The sequence below is a fragment of the Cryobacterium sp. LW097 genome (assembly GCF_002205495.2).
Classification (GTDB): Bacteria; Actinomycetota; Actinomycetes; order Actinomycetales; family Microbacteriaceae; genus Cryobacterium; species Cryobacterium zongtaii.
Map to the genome: position 1 here is coordinate 676,945 of NZ_CP021992.1, position 15,865 is coordinate 692,809.

General features: G+C 69.9%; 13 protein-coding genes. 7 read left to right on the forward strand and 6 right to left on the reverse strand.

Going from position 1 to position 15,865, the window contains the following annotated elements; all coding sequences use genetic code 11:
• Nucleotides 1-26: 26 nt before the first annotated feature.
• The 5 genes from B7495_RS03130 to B7495_RS03150 all read right to left on the reverse strand — a co-directional run bounded on the left by B7495_RS03130 (nt 27) and on the right by B7495_RS03150 (nt 5,968).
• The gene (locus B7495_RS03130; RefSeq protein WP_088455289.1) at nt 27-1,802 is read right to left on the reverse strand and encodes an HNH endonuclease signature motif containing protein; all 1,776 of its coding nucleotides are present in this window, start codon (nt 1,800-1,802) and stop codon (nt 27-29) included.
• Nucleotides 1,803-1,992: 190 nt separating this feature from the next.
• The gene (locus tag B7495_RS03135; RefSeq protein ID WP_088455290.1) at nt 1,993-2,415 is read right to left on the reverse strand and encodes an SRPBCC family protein; all 423 of its coding nucleotides are present in this window, start codon (nt 2,413-2,415) and stop codon (nt 1,993-1,995) included.
• 29 nt (nt 2,416-2,444) lie between these two features.
• Nucleotides 2,445-3,926, reverse strand: coding sequence for an NAD(P)/FAD-dependent oxidoreductase (locus tag B7495_RS03140; protein WP_088455291.1), 1,482 nt, complete (start codon nt 3,924-3,926; stop codon nt 2,445-2,447).
• Nucleotides 3,927-4,712: a polyprenol monophosphomannose synthase gene (locus B7495_RS03145; protein WP_088455292.1), complete on the reverse strand. Its 786-nt coding sequence runs from the start codon at nt 4,710-4,712 to the stop codon at nt 3,927-3,929.
• Between the two features lie 77 nt (nt 4,713-4,789).
• Nucleotides 4,790-5,968: an acyl-CoA dehydrogenase family protein gene (locus B7495_RS03150; RefSeq protein ID WP_088455293.1), complete on the reverse strand. Its 1,179-nt coding sequence runs from the start codon at nt 5,966-5,968 to the stop codon at nt 4,790-4,792.
• Between the two features lie 127 nt (nt 5,969-6,095).
• On the opposite strand from B7495_RS03150, the gene manA reads away from it, so the two are divergent.
• A complete protein-coding gene (gene manA, locus B7495_RS03155) occupies nt 6,096-7,379 on the forward strand; it encodes a mannose-6-phosphate isomerase, class I (protein ID WP_088455294.1) in 1,284 nt (427 codons plus the stop codon).
• On the opposite strand, the gene B7495_RS03160 is transcribed toward manA, so the two are convergent.
• Nucleotides 7,307-8,368, reverse strand: coding sequence for a GlxA family transcriptional regulator (locus tag B7495_RS03160; protein WP_088455295.1), 1,062 nt, complete (start codon nt 8,366-8,368; stop codon nt 7,307-7,309). The two genes, manA and B7495_RS03160, sit on opposite strands and share 73 nt — an antisense overlap.
• 89 nt (nt 8,369-8,457) lie before the next feature.
• On the opposite strand from B7495_RS03160, the gene B7495_RS19020 reads away from it, so the two are divergent.
• The 6 genes from B7495_RS19020 (at nt 8,458) to B7495_RS03185 (ending at nt 15,842) form a co-directional block, all read left to right on the forward strand.
• On the forward strand, nt 8,458-8,601 hold the full coding sequence (locus B7495_RS19020) for a hypothetical protein (protein WP_165787882.1): 144 nt from the start codon (nt 8,458-8,460) through the stop codon (nt 8,599-8,601).
• A 51-nt stretch (nt 8,602-8,652) separates the two neighbouring features.
• Nucleotides 8,653-9,618 (forward strand): UDP-glucose 4-epimerase GalE, encoded by a 966-nt coding sequence (galE, locus tag B7495_RS03165; protein WP_088455296.1) that lies wholly within the window; start codon nt 8,653-8,655, stop codon nt 9,616-9,618.
• 147 nt (nt 9,619-9,765) lie between these two features.
• On the forward strand, nt 9,766-10,101 hold the full coding sequence (locus B7495_RS03170) for a WhiB family transcriptional regulator (RefSeq protein WP_088455297.1): 336 nt from the start codon (nt 9,766-9,768) through the stop codon (nt 10,099-10,101).
• Nucleotides 10,102-10,196: 95 nt separating this feature from the next.
• A complete protein-coding gene (locus B7495_RS03175; protein WP_088455298.1) occupies nt 10,197-13,274 on the forward strand; it encodes a glycosyltransferase family 2 protein in 3,078 nt (1,025 codons plus the stop codon).
• On the forward strand, nt 13,264-14,718 hold the full coding sequence (locus tag B7495_RS03180; protein ID WP_088455299.1) for a DUF5719 family protein: 1,455 nt from the start codon (nt 13,264-13,266) through the stop codon (nt 14,716-14,718). Before B7495_RS03175 ends, B7495_RS03180 begins: the two co-directional genes overlap by 11 nt.
• Before the next feature lie 23 nt (nt 14,719-14,741).
• Nucleotides 14,742-15,842 carry an NAD(P)-dependent oxidoreductase gene (locus B7495_RS03185; RefSeq protein WP_088455300.1) on the forward strand — a complete coding sequence of 367 codons (1,101 nt, stop codon included), beginning with the start codon at nt 14,742-14,744 and terminating at the stop codon, nt 15,840-15,842.
• Nucleotides 15,843-15,865: the final 23 nt, after the last annotated feature.

Here is a 15,865-nt window from a genome sequence, read left to right on the forward strand (position 1 = left end):
GGCGCCCACGAGTCGAGGTGCCGCGGCTACTCGTCTTGCCGGCGGTATTTGGGGTCGTGGGCGCGGTGTTGGGGTGGTTTTCGCCAGGTTCCGGTGGGGTCGATCCAGTGTGGGGCTTTGACTTCGGGCATGCCCAGGACCATGCGGATGTGCCACCCCGAGGTCTCGATGTTGTGGTGGTGATACCAACACAGCAACACCCCGTTGCTCACGTTGGTGGGGCCGCCGTGCTGCCACGGCTGCACGTGGTGGACTTCGGTCCATTGCGGTGGGCAGGTGCAGCCGGGGATGATGCAGCCGCCGTCTCGGGCGGTGATCGCCCTGCGTTGCAGCGGCGTGAAGCACCGGACCTTATCGCCGAGGGCGAGGACGGCGCCGGTGCCGCCGAAGAAGATCGGCCGGAAGCCGCCGTTGTCGACCATCTGGTTGATCGTCTTCATCGAGATCGGCCCCTCGACGCCGTCGATCCAACCGACCCCGACCCCGTTGATCAGGTCGGTTGCGTTCACGTGCACCATCACCGTCGGCGGCATCCCGCCCATGGTCGGGGTGCGAGGGTCTTGGGCGACCTGGACCAGGATGCCGCGGAGAATATCGGCGCGTTTCTGGCCGCCGTCGCGCTCGTCGAGGATCTCGCCGGGCACGAGTTCGCCGGCCTCGATACGCTGCTGCTCCTCCGCGGACGGGAACGCGGGAGCGCTGCGCGCGGACTGGAACGTGTTGAACAGGGTCTGCATGATGCCCTTGAGCTCCGGCGTCACCCCGCCGCGCAGCGGGTGCAACCCTTGGCTGAGTTTGCCGAACGAGAACGTGGATTTGGCCTCGAGGATCTCCGCGGTGGGCGCGGCCCCGTCCGGGTTCAACACCGCCTGCCACGTCGCCGCCATCTCCCGGATCCGGTCCGCCGGGAAGGTGAACCCCGCCGACGCACCCAGACGCCGGACCGGGCCGGTGCAGACGGCGTCGTCGGCTGTGTCGCCGGGGCCGGAGGTGCGGCCGAATACCGACCCGGTTGCCGATTCCACCAGCTCGGCTTCACCGCCGTCCACCAGCAACTGGTCCGCGTCGAACCGGCCGTGCACCTTGTAGTCGGCCAAACCCTTCACAATGTTCTCCGCCGCATCAATACCGATCTCCCCGGCCGCCAAGGCTGCGGCCACGAACGGGAACTCGGGCTCGAGGACCATGCCGCCCAACATCCGCGGGGCGACCTTCTCACCCAGGGCCACGCGCCGTTTCATCTCCGGCACCGACGTGCCGGTCAGCCCGATCAGCAGATCATTCTGGTGCGACGCCCCCAACCGCCAGGCCAGCGACTCCGTGCCCAGCCCGCTGCGGGACCGGTAACCCACCACGGTCGCCGTGGCCACCCGGGCGGCATCCACCGGCCGGCCGGTGCGCTCGACCATCTGCGTCAACGCGACCACCTCCGGGTCACTCAACGCGTTCACGTCAATGGAATCCATCACCGCCATCACCATCCGCGCCGCATCATCCAACGCCTGGAGCTTCTGACCGAACGCACCAGTGTGCGCGCGCTGCACCCCCAGCAACTCGGCCGGATCCCGCCACTCAGGCCGCGGCTTAGACGGACCCCGACCGGCCCGACCGGGACGGGACGAGCCCGTCGCGGGGCCGGCCGCAGCGGCGGCCTTCGTGTCGGAAGTGCCGCTCAGACTGGCGGCATCCACGGCCGAGAGGGGATCCGGACCGGCCATACCGGTGTTCCAGTCGTGCAGGTTCGACCCGGTGGGAGTCGTTCCCGTCGGTGCGGTGGAGCCATTATCCAGCTCGTCGTCCATACCCCCATTCTCTCACGAATCGCACCTATATGCGAGGAAATGTCAGCAAGTTCCGAAACGGATATCGAAAACATTTCCTAACTGCAGAGGATGGCTCGCGGGGTCTCGACAGGCTCGACCGACGGGACGGGCACGTTGTCGAGGACGGGTTGCGGGGTCTCGACAGGCGCGCCCGTCGGCGGCGGCGGGGCTAGTTGAACCCGGCGCCGCCCTCGGCGAGGAAGGCGAGCCGGCGCAACGTCTCTTCGTTTCGGATCTTGATGGCCGGTTCACGCAGGAAGGACGGGACGAACCGGGCGGGGCCGGCGGTGGCGTCCTCTGTGATGCGTACGACGCATCCGTCGCCGCGAGCCTTCACATCCAACGCCACGTGGGCCTCACCGAGCGGCCAGCCACGGGCCTTGAACAGCGCGTGCCGGGGTGGATCCCACTCCAGAACCGACGTGGTGTCGTCGATCAGGGCGGGCCAGACGCCTACAGAGTGGTAGATGACGCTTCCTGCGATCGGCCACGCCGGGTCGACGTCCCGCATCCGGGAGGCCCCGACGACCCAGCTCGGGTATAACCAGCCGTCCGCCAGAACGGCGAAGACGCTTTCGGGCGGGCAGTTCATGGTGCGATGGTTAACGGCCACGGTGTCACCTATTCCTGATTGGTCGGGGAGAGATCGGGGGCGGTGCGCACCCCAAGGTCGTGACGAAGAGCGCTGAGGGCGGCGTGCCAGCCGGCCAGGCCGTGCACGCCCGGGCCCGGCGGTGTGGACGACGAGCAGAGGTAGACGCCGTCCAGGGGAGTGCGCCAGGGGTCCGGCGAGAGAACCGGCCGCCGCACGAGTTGGGTCATGCTCACCTCGCCGGCGGAGATGTCGCCGCCGATGTAATTGGGATTGTGCGCTTCCACGCTGGACGCGCTGCGAGCGGCGCTGGCCAGGATGGTGTCGCGGAACCCTGGAGCAAAGCGCTCGATCTGGCGCACGATCGCCTCGGTCTGGTCGATGGCGGAGCCGCGCGGAACATGGGTGTACGCCCAGAGGGTGTGCTGACCGGCCGGGGCGCGACTGGGGTCGAGGCCACTGGGCTGGGACACGAGAACGTAGGGTTCCTCGGCGTGCCGGCCGCGCGCGACGGTGTTCTCGGCTCGCCGGATCTGCGCCCGGGTGCCGCCCACGTGCACGGTGCCCGCCGCCCGCAGTCCGGCCGCCTGCCACGGCACCGGGTCGGACAGCGCGAAGTCGACCTTGGCGACGCCGTTGCCGTATCTGAAGGCGCGCAGCCGCCGCGCGTATGCGGCGGGCAGCTCGCCCTCGGCGAGGCGCAGCAGCGCCCGGGGCGTCAGGTCGAGCATCACCACGCGGGCCGGCGGCAGGTCGCTCAGCCGCCGCACCTCGGTTGACGTGACGATCTCGCCGCCGTGGGCGAGCAGGTCGTCGACCATCGCGGTCACGATCGCGCCACTGCCGCCGACGGGGATCGGCCAGCCGCCCGCGTGCGCATAGGTGGCGAGAGTGAGGCCTGCGCCGGCGGTGGCGATGCTCGGCAGCGCCCTGATCGTGTGCGCACTGACGCCGGTGAGCAGGGCTGGCGCCGTCTCCCCCGCGAAGCGCAGGTCCCAGAGGGGGCTGCCCTGCTCGAGAGCCCGCAGACCGAAGCGCAGCGCGGTTTCCGGATGCCTCGGCAGCCGCAGGAGCTGCGCACCGGTGAACTCCGCCACCCGCTCGGAGTGTGCCACCAGGGGAGCGAACAACCGGATCCAGGCCGCGCCGTCCCGGCCCAGCTCGGCGGCGGTGCGTTCCAGGCTGCGATAGGCCAGCCCGGCGGTGCCGCCCAGCAGCGGATGCCCGTAGGAGACCTCGGGGACGACAAGTTCGATCCGGTCCGCGAGCCCGAACCGCTTGAAGAACTCGGAGGCCAGCGCGAGCGGGTGCACGGCGGAACAGACGTCGTGGTGGAAACCCGGCAGGGTCAGCTCCGCGGTCTCGGCGCCGCCGCCGACGGTCGCGGACCTCTCGTAGACCCGCACCGAGAGGCCGGCCCTGGCCAGCGTGACCGCGGCAGCGAGCCCGTTGGGGCCGGAGCCGACCACAATCGCGTCCACCTCAGGCGCTCCCCGCCGCACGGTGACCATCTAACGGACCGTGGCCTGCGCCCGGCCGGAGCGGATCCTCGTGAAGCGACGCTGGAATCCCCACTGGGTGACCCGCAGCATGGCCTCGATCACGATGGCCTGGCTCATCTTCGACTCGCCGGCCTCCCGTTCGCGGAACTCGATCGGGAGCTCTACGACCGAGCGGCCCTGATCGAGCACCCGCAGGGTCATATCGACCTGGAAGCAGTAGCCCTTCGACGACACGTCCGCGAGATCCATCGCCGCGATCGTCGCCGACGAGTAGACCCTGAAGCCGGCGGTGACGTCCTTGAGCGAGAGACCGAGCACCAGGCGCGCGTAGGTGTTCCCGCCTCGGCTGAGCAGCTGCCGGTGCCGCGGCCAGTTGACCACGCTGCCACCGGGCACCCACCGGGAGCCGACGGCGAGGTCGGGGGCGCCGGGTTCGTCGGAGGCGACCCGGCCGATCATGTCGGGCAGGCGCTCCGGCGGATGTGACCCATCGGCATCCATCTCGATCAAGAACTCGTAACCTCGCGCCAGTCCCCACATGAAGCCCAGCACGTAGGCGGAGCCCAGGCCGAGCTTGCCGGTGCGGTGTTCGACCTTGATGCGGTCGTCAGCCTCGGCCATCCGGTCGGCCAGGGCGCCGGTGCCGTCCGGGCTGCCGTCGTCGACAATCAGCACGTGTGCAGCGGGCGTGGCCGTCAGCAGGCGAGACACGATCTTTTCCAGGTTCTCGAACTCGTTGTAGGTCGGGATGATCACCAGACTTCCGGCGCCGCGGGCCGCTTCTGAGGTTCGCATGCGGGAGAGCTTAGTTCGCCAGTATGACTTTCTCGTCCGAAGTCCCGGTCAGGGTTAGCCGGACCCGCCCGGACCGGTCAGACGAACGCAGCCAGACCGGTGATGCTGCGGCCGACGATCAGGGTGTTCATCTCCTGGGTGCCTTCATAGGAGTAGATCGCCTCGGCGTCGGCGAAGAACCTGGCGATGTCGTAGTCCAGCACGATGCCGTTGCCGCCGAACAGTTCACGGCACCACGACACGGTCTCCCGCATCCGCGACGTCGTGTACGACTTCGCCAGGGCAGAGTGCTCGTCGCGCTGGGTGCCGTCGTCGAGCATCTGGGAGACCCGCACCACCATGCCCAGGCTGGCCGTGATGTTGCCCAGGCTCTTCACGAGCAGGTCCTGCACAAGCTGGTGGCCGCCGATCGGCTTGCCGAACTGTACCCGTTCCACGGCGTACGCCGCTGCGGCCTCGTAGGCGCCGATCGCCAGTCCCACGGCCGCCCAAGACACCTCGGCGCGGGTGAAGCGCAGCACCTTGGCGGTGTCGCGGAACGAGTTCGCGTTCTGCAGCCTGTTGTGCTCTGGCACCAGAACGTTCTCCAGCGTGATGTCGGCGTTCTGCACCGAACGCAGGCTGATCTTGCCCTCGATCTTGGTTGCCGTGTACCCGGCGGTGTCCGTGGGCACGATGAAACCCTTGACGGCGCCGTCCGCGGTGTCCTTGGCCCACACGATGGTGATGTCGGAGAAGGTCGCATTGCCGATCCAACGCTTCTGCCCGTTGAGCACCCAGGTGTCACCGTCCAGGGTCGCGGTCGTCCGCAGCCCCTGCGCGGAGTCGGAGCCGCTCAACGGCTCGGTGAGGGCGAAAGCGCCGACGACGTCACCCGTGGCCAGGCGCGGCAGCCAGAGGGCCCGCTGCGCCGCCGACCCGCAGGCGGCGATCGATCCGGCGACGAGACCGTTCTGCACGCCGACGAAGGTGGCAACGGATGCGTCCACCCGGGCCAGCTCGAGCGCCACGAAGCCACGGAACACCGCGGAGTTCGGGAACGGCCGGGTCTCCTCCCAGCCGAACGAATACGCGCCGAGGGCGCCGAGCGGCCTGATGATCTCGGACGGGAACTCGGCCCGCTCCCAGCATCCGTTCACGACGGGCCGCACATCCGCCTCGAGATACGAGCGGATGCGCGCGAGCGCGGCCTTCTCGTTCTCCGCGAGGAGGTTCTCGTACCCGAAGAAATCACTGCTGAGCGGTTCGAAAGTCATCTGGCTCCCTTGCACTAGATGCCGGCCGCGCGAGCGCGTTGACCGGGACGTTCAGCCTAGAACTCTGCGCCGGGCGAAGGAAAGCGGTTGGTAGTTTGGTCTAAACCTCGAGGTTCAGGAGCCAAGCATGTTTGTGGGCATCAGCAACACACCGCGCGATTACGCCTGGGGCTCGCCGACAGCGATCGCCGACCTGCTGGGCCGGCCCGCATCCGGCGGCCCCGAAGCCGAGCTCTGGCTCGGCGCCCACCCCGGTTGCCCATCGGTGATCGCCGACCCCACCCTCACCGGGGGAGCGGCCAACCTCGCCGAGTGGATCGACCAGGACCCGGCAGCCGCGCTCGGTTCCGCGCACGCCGGGCAGGCGCGCCTGCCCTTCCTGATGAAGATCCTCGCCGCCCACGGCCCGCTCTCGCTGCAGGCGCACCCGTCACCGGCCCGCGCCGCGGCCGGCTTCGCCCTCGAGAACGCGGCCGGCATCCCGATCGACGCGGCCGACCGCAACTACCGGGACCCCTTCCACAAGCCGGAGATCATCTTCGCGCTCAGCGACACCTTCCAGGCCCTGTGCGGCTTCCGCGACCCGCGTCAGATCCGCTCGATCCTCGCCGAATTGCGCGCGTTGGACGCCACCATGGACGATCCCCAGCCCGCGGCCCTGCTCGGCCTGGAAAACCGTCTGATCGGCGACGACGCAATCCACGACGTCGTGGACTGGCTGCTGCGCGACGGTCGCGGCGGCGACACCGGCGAGGTGTCCTGGCTGGTCGAGCGGGTCGTGGCCCTCGCCGAGCAGGCCGCGTTCCTGATCGACGGCGGCGCGAGGGTGAGTTTCGCCGCCGAGTTCGACACCGTGCGCTCGCTCTCGGCCGCGTACCCGGGCGACCCCGGCATCGTCATCTCCCTGCTCACCAACCTGGTGTCGCTGAAACGCGGCGAGGTGCTCTTCCTGCCCGCCGGCAACATCCACGCCTACCTGTCCGGCCTCGGCGTCGAGGTGATGGCCGCGTCGGACAACGTGCTGCGAGGCGGCCTCAGCCCCAAGCACATCGACGTCGACGAGCTCCTCGACGTTCTCGACTTCGCGCCCCTGCCGGTGCCCTACCTGGCACCGGAGCCGCAGGCTGACGGCGTCGCCGTGTACAGGCCCGACGTGCCCGACTTCGAGTTGGCGCACATCTCTGTGCCGGCGGATGCGTCCGCCACAGCATCCGGCCCGGCCGGCGTGCCGATGCGGCAGCTGGCGCTCACCGGACCCGGCATCGCGATCTGCACGGCCGGCCGGTTCCTGGTCGCCGGTGCGGGCTCGTCGATCTCGCTGGCCAGGGGAGAGTCGGTCTACATCACGCCGGACGAGGGAACGCTCACCTTCGCGGGTTCCGGCGAAGTCTTCCTGGCCACCACGCCGTAGTCCGGCCCGCCCGGAACCATGCCGGCGTAGTCTGGCGCGGTCCGGCGCCGGCCGAAGGTGCGGCGATACGCCGTCGGTGTGGTCTGAAGACTGCGCACGAAGTGGTGCCGCATCACACTCGCGGCCCCGAATCCGGTCTGCGCCGCGATGAGGTCGAGGGTCTCGTCGGTCTCCTCGAGCAGTTGCTGGGCCAGGATCAGGCGCTGCCGGTTCAGCCAGGCCGTCGGTGTGGTGCCCAGCTCGGCCCGGAACCGGCGCGCGAAGGTGCGCGGCGACATCAGCGCGCGCCTGGCGAGCTGGTCGACGGTGAGGTCCTGGTCGAGGCTCTGCAACATCCAGTCGGTGATCGTGGCGAAGGAATCGCTGCGCTGTTCGGGGATCGGCGCCTGGATGAACTGGGACTGACCGCCGTCACGCTGCGGCGGCACCACCATGCGCCGGGCGATCACGTTCGCAGCTGCGGCGCCGAGTTCCCGGCGCACGACGTGCAGTGCCGCATCGATGCCGGCGGCGGTCCCCGCGCCGGTGACCACGTGATTGTCGTCCACGAAGAGCACATCGGGGTCGACGGTGGTGTTCGGGTAGGCCAGGGCGAGGGCCTCGGCGTACATCCAATGAGTGGTGCTGCGGCGCCCGTCCAGGATGCCGGCGGCGCCGAGGATGAACGCGCCGCTGCACACGCTGAGCACCCAGGCGCCCCTCTGCTCGGCCTCACGCACGACGCGGAGAACGTCGGGGTGGATCTCGCTGCCGGCCTCGTAGGCAGGGATCGCGATGAGGTCGGCGTCCGCCGCCGCGGTGAGGTCGTCGCGCACCACGATGTCGAAGCCGATCTTGGTGCGCAGGGCACCCGGCACCGCCGTGACGACGTGGAAATCGAAGGCCGGGCCGCCGTGTTCCGACCTGTCGATACCGAATACCTCGCAGATCACCCCGAACTCGAAGGGGGCCATGCCGGGGATGGCGACGCAGACAATCTTCTTCAGCATGAGGTCCTCGGAGACGATGGCAGGAATGTGCGGGTAAACGGCAACTCTGCCACTCGTGGCAGAAAGTCGCAAGACCTACCGTTAGTGCCATGATCCTGTTTCTGAGTGTACTGCTGGCCCTCTCCATCTGGGCCGTGGCGGCGAGCATCGTCACCATGCGCTCCGACGGGTACGGCGAGGCCGAACTGGCACGCCGTAACCGGCATCCCGAACCGTTCCCGCGCGGGCGATAGTGTGGTCTGAAGCGGCAGCACACGGTTGCCCGGAGAGCGCAGGGGCACCACATGGCTTGGCTTGTAACCGGAGGGGCCGGCTATATCGGCTCCCACGTCGTCCGCGCGTTCCTCGCCGAGGGCATCGAGGTCGTCGTCCTGGACGACCTGTCCAGCGGGCACGCTGACTTTGTGCCGGCCGGAGTTCCTTTCATCAAGGGAACCCTGCTCGACACCGAGCTGCTGGCGAAGACCTTCGCCGAGCACCCGATCAGTGGCGTCGTGCACGTCGCCGGATTCAAGTACGCCGGTGTCTCGGTGTCCCGCCCGCTGCACACCTACGAGCAGAACGTGACGGCGACCGCCCTGCTGCTCGCGGCCATGCAGGAGGCCGGCGTCGGCCGCATCGTCTTCTCCTCGAGCGCCGCCGTCTACGGCACCCCGTTCACCGACCTCGTCACCGAAGAGACCGCGAAGAGCCCCGAGTCGCCGTACGGTGAGTCCAAGCTGATCGGTGAGTGGCTCCTGCGCGATCAGGCCGTCGCCGCGGGACTGGCGCACACCTCGCTGCGGTATTTCAACGTGGTCGGCTCCGGCAGCGCTGACCTGCGCGACACGAGCCCGCACAACCTCTTCCCGATGGTCTTCGAGGCCCTGATCGACGGTCGCACCCCGCGCATCAACGGCAACGATTACCAGACCGCCGACGGCACCTGCGTGCGCGACTACATCCACGTCGCCGACCTCGCGATCTCGCACGTCGCCGCAGCCCGGCGGCTGGACGCCGGCCTGACGATCGCCCCGGTCTACAACCTCGGCAGTGGCGAGGGCGTTTCGGTGGGCGAGATCATGAGCACGGTCGCGGCCGTGACCGGAATCCCGTTCAGCCCGGAGATCGGCCCGCGTCGGTCCGGAGACCCCGACCGCATCGTCGCGTCGGGCGAGATGGCCGCGCGCGACCTGGACTGGCAGATGCGACACACCCTCGAAGACATGGTGCGCAGCGCCTGGGAATCCCGGCAGGCATCCACCGTCTGATCAACGACACGATTCGGGCATAGTGGGCGAGTCTGAACTCTCCAGCCCGCATTGAGGGTTTACGATCCGCGACTTGACGGATGTGAACTACACCGGTGTAATTAGTTCTAGCGCGAAAACGTGCGTGAGCTGATGGGTGGAGGCGATATGACGTTGTCTGAATATCGTTCTGGGGTACCTGAAGACTGGTTCGTCGATCCCGTACGCCTCGGCGTGCCCGGCGTTCGCAAGGATCCGACGATTGTGGAGGGCGCGGACGACAATCCGCTCGCCTGGCAGTCGGACTCCCTGTGCGCCCAGACCGACCCGGAGGCCTTCTTCCCGGAAAAAGGCGGCTCCACCAGGGACGCCAAGAAGATCTGTGCGTCCTGCGAGGTACGCCCCCAGTGCCTGCAGTACGCCCTTGCCAACGACGAACGCTTCGGAATCTGGGGCGGACTGTCCGAACGTGAGCGACGCAAACTCCGTAAGCGGGCGGGCTGAGCCCGATCCGCGGAGCGAGGCCGGACGGCCGGATTCAGGGCGCGCCTGACCGGTTCAGCGATCTTCACCGATAACCGACCTAGGCTGTTCCCGATATGCAAGCCAGAGTCACCGCCATCATCGTCGCCCGTAACGGCGCCTCGCACCTCGAGCGAACTCTCGAGGCCCTCCGCCGCCAGACCCGGCAGCCCGACACGGTCATAGCGGTTGACTGCGGTTCCAGCGACACCACCTCGGAACTGTTGGCTGCGTTCGGGCCCACCCATCTCATCTCAGCGGATTCCGACCTGTCGTTCGGTGCCGCCATCAGCGCCGCCACCCGGGTGATGAGTCCTCCAGCCGGCGACCACGAGCTGCTCTGGCTCCTCGCGCAGGACAGCGCTCCGGAGCCCGGAGCCCTGGAGAGCCTCATCGGTGCACTGGAGGTCGCGCCGTCAGTGGCGGTGGCCGGGCCCAAGGTCATGGAGTGGGTCGCCGACGACTACATCCACGACTTCGGCGAGTCGATGACGCCGTACGGCGCCACCGTGACGCTGGTCGAGAGTGAACTCGACCAGGAGCAGCACGACGGCATGAGTGATGTTCTGGCCGTCAGCGCCGGCGGCATGCTCGTGCGCCACAGCGTCTGGGACAAACTCGGCGGCTTCGACCCCGCGCTTCCCATCGTCGACGACTCCCTCGACTTCTGCGTGCGCGTACGCCTCGCGGGCCACCGCGTCTCCGTGGTCGCCGCCGCCAGGGTCAGCTCGGCCGGGGACGGCGTTGCCGGCCCCGACGGTTCCTCCCGCGGCCGGGCCAGTCGTCGCCGGGCGCGCGCCGAACGGTCCGCTCAGCTGCACCGACGGCTGGTCTACGCCCCGGCCTGGGCGCTGCCGGTGCACTGGATCTCCCTGATCCCGCTCGCCTTCCTCCGCGCCATCGGAAACCTCCTGCGCAAGGAACCGGGGTCGATCCTCGGTGAATTCGCCGCAGCCTTCGCCGCCGCCTTCCAGGGCGGCAGGGTGCTCACCGCTCGGCGGCGGCTCGCCGCCACCCGCACACTCGCCTGGTCGTCGATCTCCTCCTTGCGCGTGTCGGCCGCCGAAGTGCGCCGTCGGCACGCCCTCACCAGGGAAGCTGCCCTCACCGGACTCCGCGGGGACCGCCCGGAAATCCGGTTCTTCGCCGGCGGCGGGGCCTGGACCCTGCTCGCCGCCGCCATGGTCGGCGTCGCCATCCTGGCACCGCTGATCGGAGCTCAGTCGCTCACCGGCGGTGGCCTGCTCCCGCTCTCGTCTACTGTCGGCGACCTCTGGGCCAACGTCGGCTACGGCTGGCGGGACATCGGCCTGGGCTTCACGGGGGCGGCTGACCCGTTCGCGGTGGTGCTCGCCGTCCTCGGCACCATCACCTTCTGGTCACCGTCCTTCGCGATGGTCCTCGTGTACCTGTTGGCCCTCCCGCTGGCCGCCGTCGGCGCCTGGATGGCCGCGACCCGAGTGACCCACCGGGGTTCGATCCGCGCCGTGGCCGCCGTGCTGTGGGCGCTCTCGCCTACCTTCCTCACCGCTCTCGCGGCCGGCCGGCCTGCCGCCATCATCGTGCACCTGCTGCTGCCGTGGCTGTTTTTCGCCGGTTTCGCCGCCGCGCGGTCCTGGTCGGCATCCGGATCGGCCGCTCTGCTGTTCGCCGCGATCGTCGCCTGCGCGCCGTCCCTCGCTCCGGCGCTGCTGGTGGGCTGGCTGATCTGCGTGCTCGTCAGCGGCCGCAGCGTGATGCGATTCGTGGGGATCCCCCTGCCGGCGCTCGCGCTGGCCATCCCCCTGCTGTGGGACCAGGCGCTGCGCGGCAACTGGTTGGCGTTGCTGGCCGATCCCGGTGTTCCGGTGCCCACGGCACCCGTGCCCACCTGGCAGTTCATCCTCGGCTTCCCGGCCGGCGATTTCGGTGGCTGGACCCAGCTGCTGCCGCTCTGGGGCGGCGACGCTGCCGTGGCCGGCTACCTGGTTCCCTTGCTGTTGATCCCCATGGCCGTCCTGGCCCTGATGGCGTTGCTCCTGCCCGGCGCCCGCGGCGCAGCGCTCGCGCTGGTCACCGCCCTGCTCGGGCTGGGCACGGCCATTCTCGCCGGTTCTTTGTCGGTGGCGGAGCTCGGCTCCCAGGCGGTGGGCATCTGGCCCGGCGCCGGACTCAGCCTGTACTGGCTTGGTCTCGTCGGAGCGGTGGTCTTCGCCGCCCGCGGCCTGCACCGCATGGCCATCGCACCGCTCGTGGTCACGGCCCTGGCCCTGGCCGTGGTTTCCCTGCCGCTGGCCGGGGCGATCCCGCTCGGCACCTCGGCCGTCGACGAGGGCATCGGTCGCACGCAGCCCGCTTTTGTCACCGCCGAGGCCGCTGTCGAGCCCAGGGTCGGCACCCTGCAGATCGTGCCGCAGCCCGATGGCGGCATCCTCGCCACCATCGTCCGGGGCTCCGGCGTGCGCCTGGACGCCCAGTCCACCCTGAACAGCACAGCCGGCACTCTCACCGACGAACAGACCGAGCTGGCCACCCTGGCGGGCAACCTCGCCTCACAGAGCGGACTGGACGCCTCGGCCGACCTGGCGAAGTTCGGCATTCGTTTTGTCCTGCTGCTGCCGGCCGCCGCCGAGCCCGCCGAGTGGGGTGACGACATCGGCATCACGCAGGCGGCCAGCGACACGACCACCCGCACCACGACCTCCCTCGACGGCAACGCCGCCCTGGCACCCGTCGGTGATACCGCTTTCGGCCGGCTGTGGCGTTCTGACGTGCCGACCGACGCCGCCGTCAACGGGCAGGTCCCCGCTGATGCCGGCGGAATCTTCGGGCTGGTGACCGGCCTGATCGCCGTGTTCGTGATCGGCGCGACGGTGCTCCTGTCGGTGCCGACCGGGGCCGGTAGAGAGGCCGTCCGGCAGGCGCGCCGCGAAGCGATCCGACGCGCCTCCCGCCTGAGCAAACCGGCCAAGCCCACCCGGGTGGCGCGTCCGTCGCGGCCCGCGCGGCCCCGGCGCATGAAACGTCCGGCAGGCCGGCGCGCCAAGGGCGTCCTCCCCAGCATCGAGGACTCGGCCTCGCCGACACCGACGGAAGCTCCGGCCGAGCCGGCCGAGGCCACTGACCTACCGTCGGCGGACACCAGCAGCCCGAAGGATTCAGACCATGGCAACTAAGCGCAGAGTCGCCGTCCTCGGCGCCAGGTATGCCGCGGGCCTGATCGGCATCGGAGTCGTCGTCGTCGCCGTCGGTGGTGCCGCGATCGTGCCCTGGCCCTCCCTCGTGAGCGACCCGCCGTCGACCCTGGTGACGCCGGTCGCGAGCGACCAGTTGCGGGTCTGCCCCGGCCCCCTCCTCACCCTCGCCGAAGACTCCACCCAGGCGGATGCCGCGACGTCCGTCGGCCCGTTCACGGCCGTGTACGCGGCGCGCGGCACAGGCTCCGGCGCCGAAGAGGTCCCCGTAGAGCGCACCGACCTCACCGCAACAGACAACTCGCAGGCACCACGCGACGGCGCCCCGAGCGTGCTGACCGTGCCGGTAGAGGCCGGCGCCACCGACGCCCCACTCGTCGCCGGTTCCCAATCACAGACCGCGACGGGCGAGTCCGTCGGCGGGCTGGCGGCGGCCGCCTGCACCGAAGCGTCCAGCGACTCCTGGCTGGTGAGCGGGTCGACCGACGTCGGCCGCACCAGCCTCGTGCTGCTGAGCAATCCCACCACCGTCGTGGCGTCCGTCGACCTCGCCGTCTACGGCGAAGCCGGCCCGGTGGATGCCCCCGGCTCCACCGGCATCCTCGTGCAGCCCGGTAGCCAGCGGATCGTGTCCCTCGCCGGGCTCGCGCCCAACCTGCGGTCCCCGGTCGTGCACGTCACGGCCACCGGTGGGCAGGTCGCCGCGGCCCTGCAGCAGAGCCTGGTCAGGGGCATCCAGCCCGGCGGGGTCGATCTCAGCGGGCCGACGACCACACCGTCCACGACCCAGACCATCCCTGGCGTCGCCGTCACCGCCTTGGGCGCAGAAGCCTCTGCCGATGTCGGTGCCGTGTCCGACGACACCCCGTCGGTGCGCGTGCTGGTTCCCGGCGACACTGACGCGACCGTCAGCGTCGGTGTGCAAAGCGAGGACGGCGCGTCGACAGGGACCTCCCTCGAGGTCGAAATTCAGGCCGGCATCGCCACCGAGATCCCGTTGAGCGGAGTCGTCGCCGGCAACTACACGGTCAAGCTGAACGCCGACCAGCCGCTGGTCGCCGCGGCCGTCACCACGACGGCCGGAAGCGCCGCCGCCGACTTCGCCTGGTCCGCCGCGGCCGCGCCCCAGGACGGCGACTTCCTGGTCAGTGTCGCCGACGGTCCGTCGCCGGCCCTGCACCTGGCCAACACCTCAGGTGCGGACACCGACCTGACCATCACCTCCGAAACCGGGTCGGTCATCGACGTGAGCGTGGCCGCCGGCCAATCCGTCGTGGTGGCGCTGGCCGGATCCCAAAGCCACGTGGTTACCGGCGGAACGGGCATCGCCGCGTCGGTCCGGTACACCGGTGACGGCCAGTCCGCGTCGTTCACTCTCAGCCCGATCGGGCCGCTGGCCGCCGCCATCCCGGTTTACTCGCACTGACCCCGTCCTCCAAGGAGCCCGCCGTGACCCAGACCAGCAACGCACCGGGCGCTAGACGCCCGAGCGGCCGCCACCTCCTCGTCACCGGCGGCGCCGGCTTCATCGGCGGGGCAATCGTCGATGAAGCCCTCACGCGTGGCTGGCGGGTGCGGGTACTCGACTCCCTCCGCCGTGACGTGCACGGCGGACTGCCCGCGGTCGATCCCCGAGTGGAGTTCGTGGTCGGTGACGTCACAGACACTGCGGTCGTCGCGCACGCGTTGCGCGGCATCGACGTGGTCTGCCATCAGGCCGCCAAGGTGGGTCTCGGCGTCGACTTCTCCGATGCGCCCGACTACGTGCACAGCAACGAACTCGGTACCGCGGTGCTGCTGGCGGGGATGGCCGCGGCGGGGATCGACAGGCTGGTCCTGGCCTCCTCGATGGTCGTCTACGGCGAGGGCAGCTACCGCAGCGCCAACGGGGTGGCCCGGCCGGGCCCGCGCCGCGCCGCGGACCTCGACGCCGGCCTCTTCGATCCGACCGACGCCGCCACCGGGGAACCGCTGGAACCCGCGCTGGTGGCTGAAGACGACCCCCTGGACCCCCGCAACGTCTACGCGAGCAGCAAGCTCGGCCAGGAATACCTCGCAACGGCCTGGAGTCGCAGCACCACCGGCCGCGCAGCAGCGCTTCGGTACCACAACGTCTACGGCCCGGGGATGCCGCAGAACACGCCGTACGCCGGGGTTGCGTCCCTGTTCAGGTCCGCCCTGCAACGCGGCGAGGCCCCCACGGTTTTCGAGGACGGCCGCCAACGCCGCGACTTCGTGCACGTGCGCGACATCGCCTCGGCCAACCTCGCCGCGATCGACTGGACCGGCACCGCCCCGGCCGGAACCTTCCGCCCGTTCAACGTCGGCAGCGGCACCGTGCACACCATCGGTGACATGGCCGAGGCCCTGAGCACGGCCGCCGACGGGCCGGCCCCCGTCGTCACCGGTGAATACCGTCTCGGCGACGTGCGGCACATCACGGCGTCGTCAGAGCGGATGCGCACCGAACTCGGCTGGACGCCGTCGGTGAGCTTCGACGAGGGGATGCGTGAATTCGCCACGGCCCCGCTGCGGGCGGCCGTGGTCTGACTCCTGCGGCCGGGCGCCCGCGT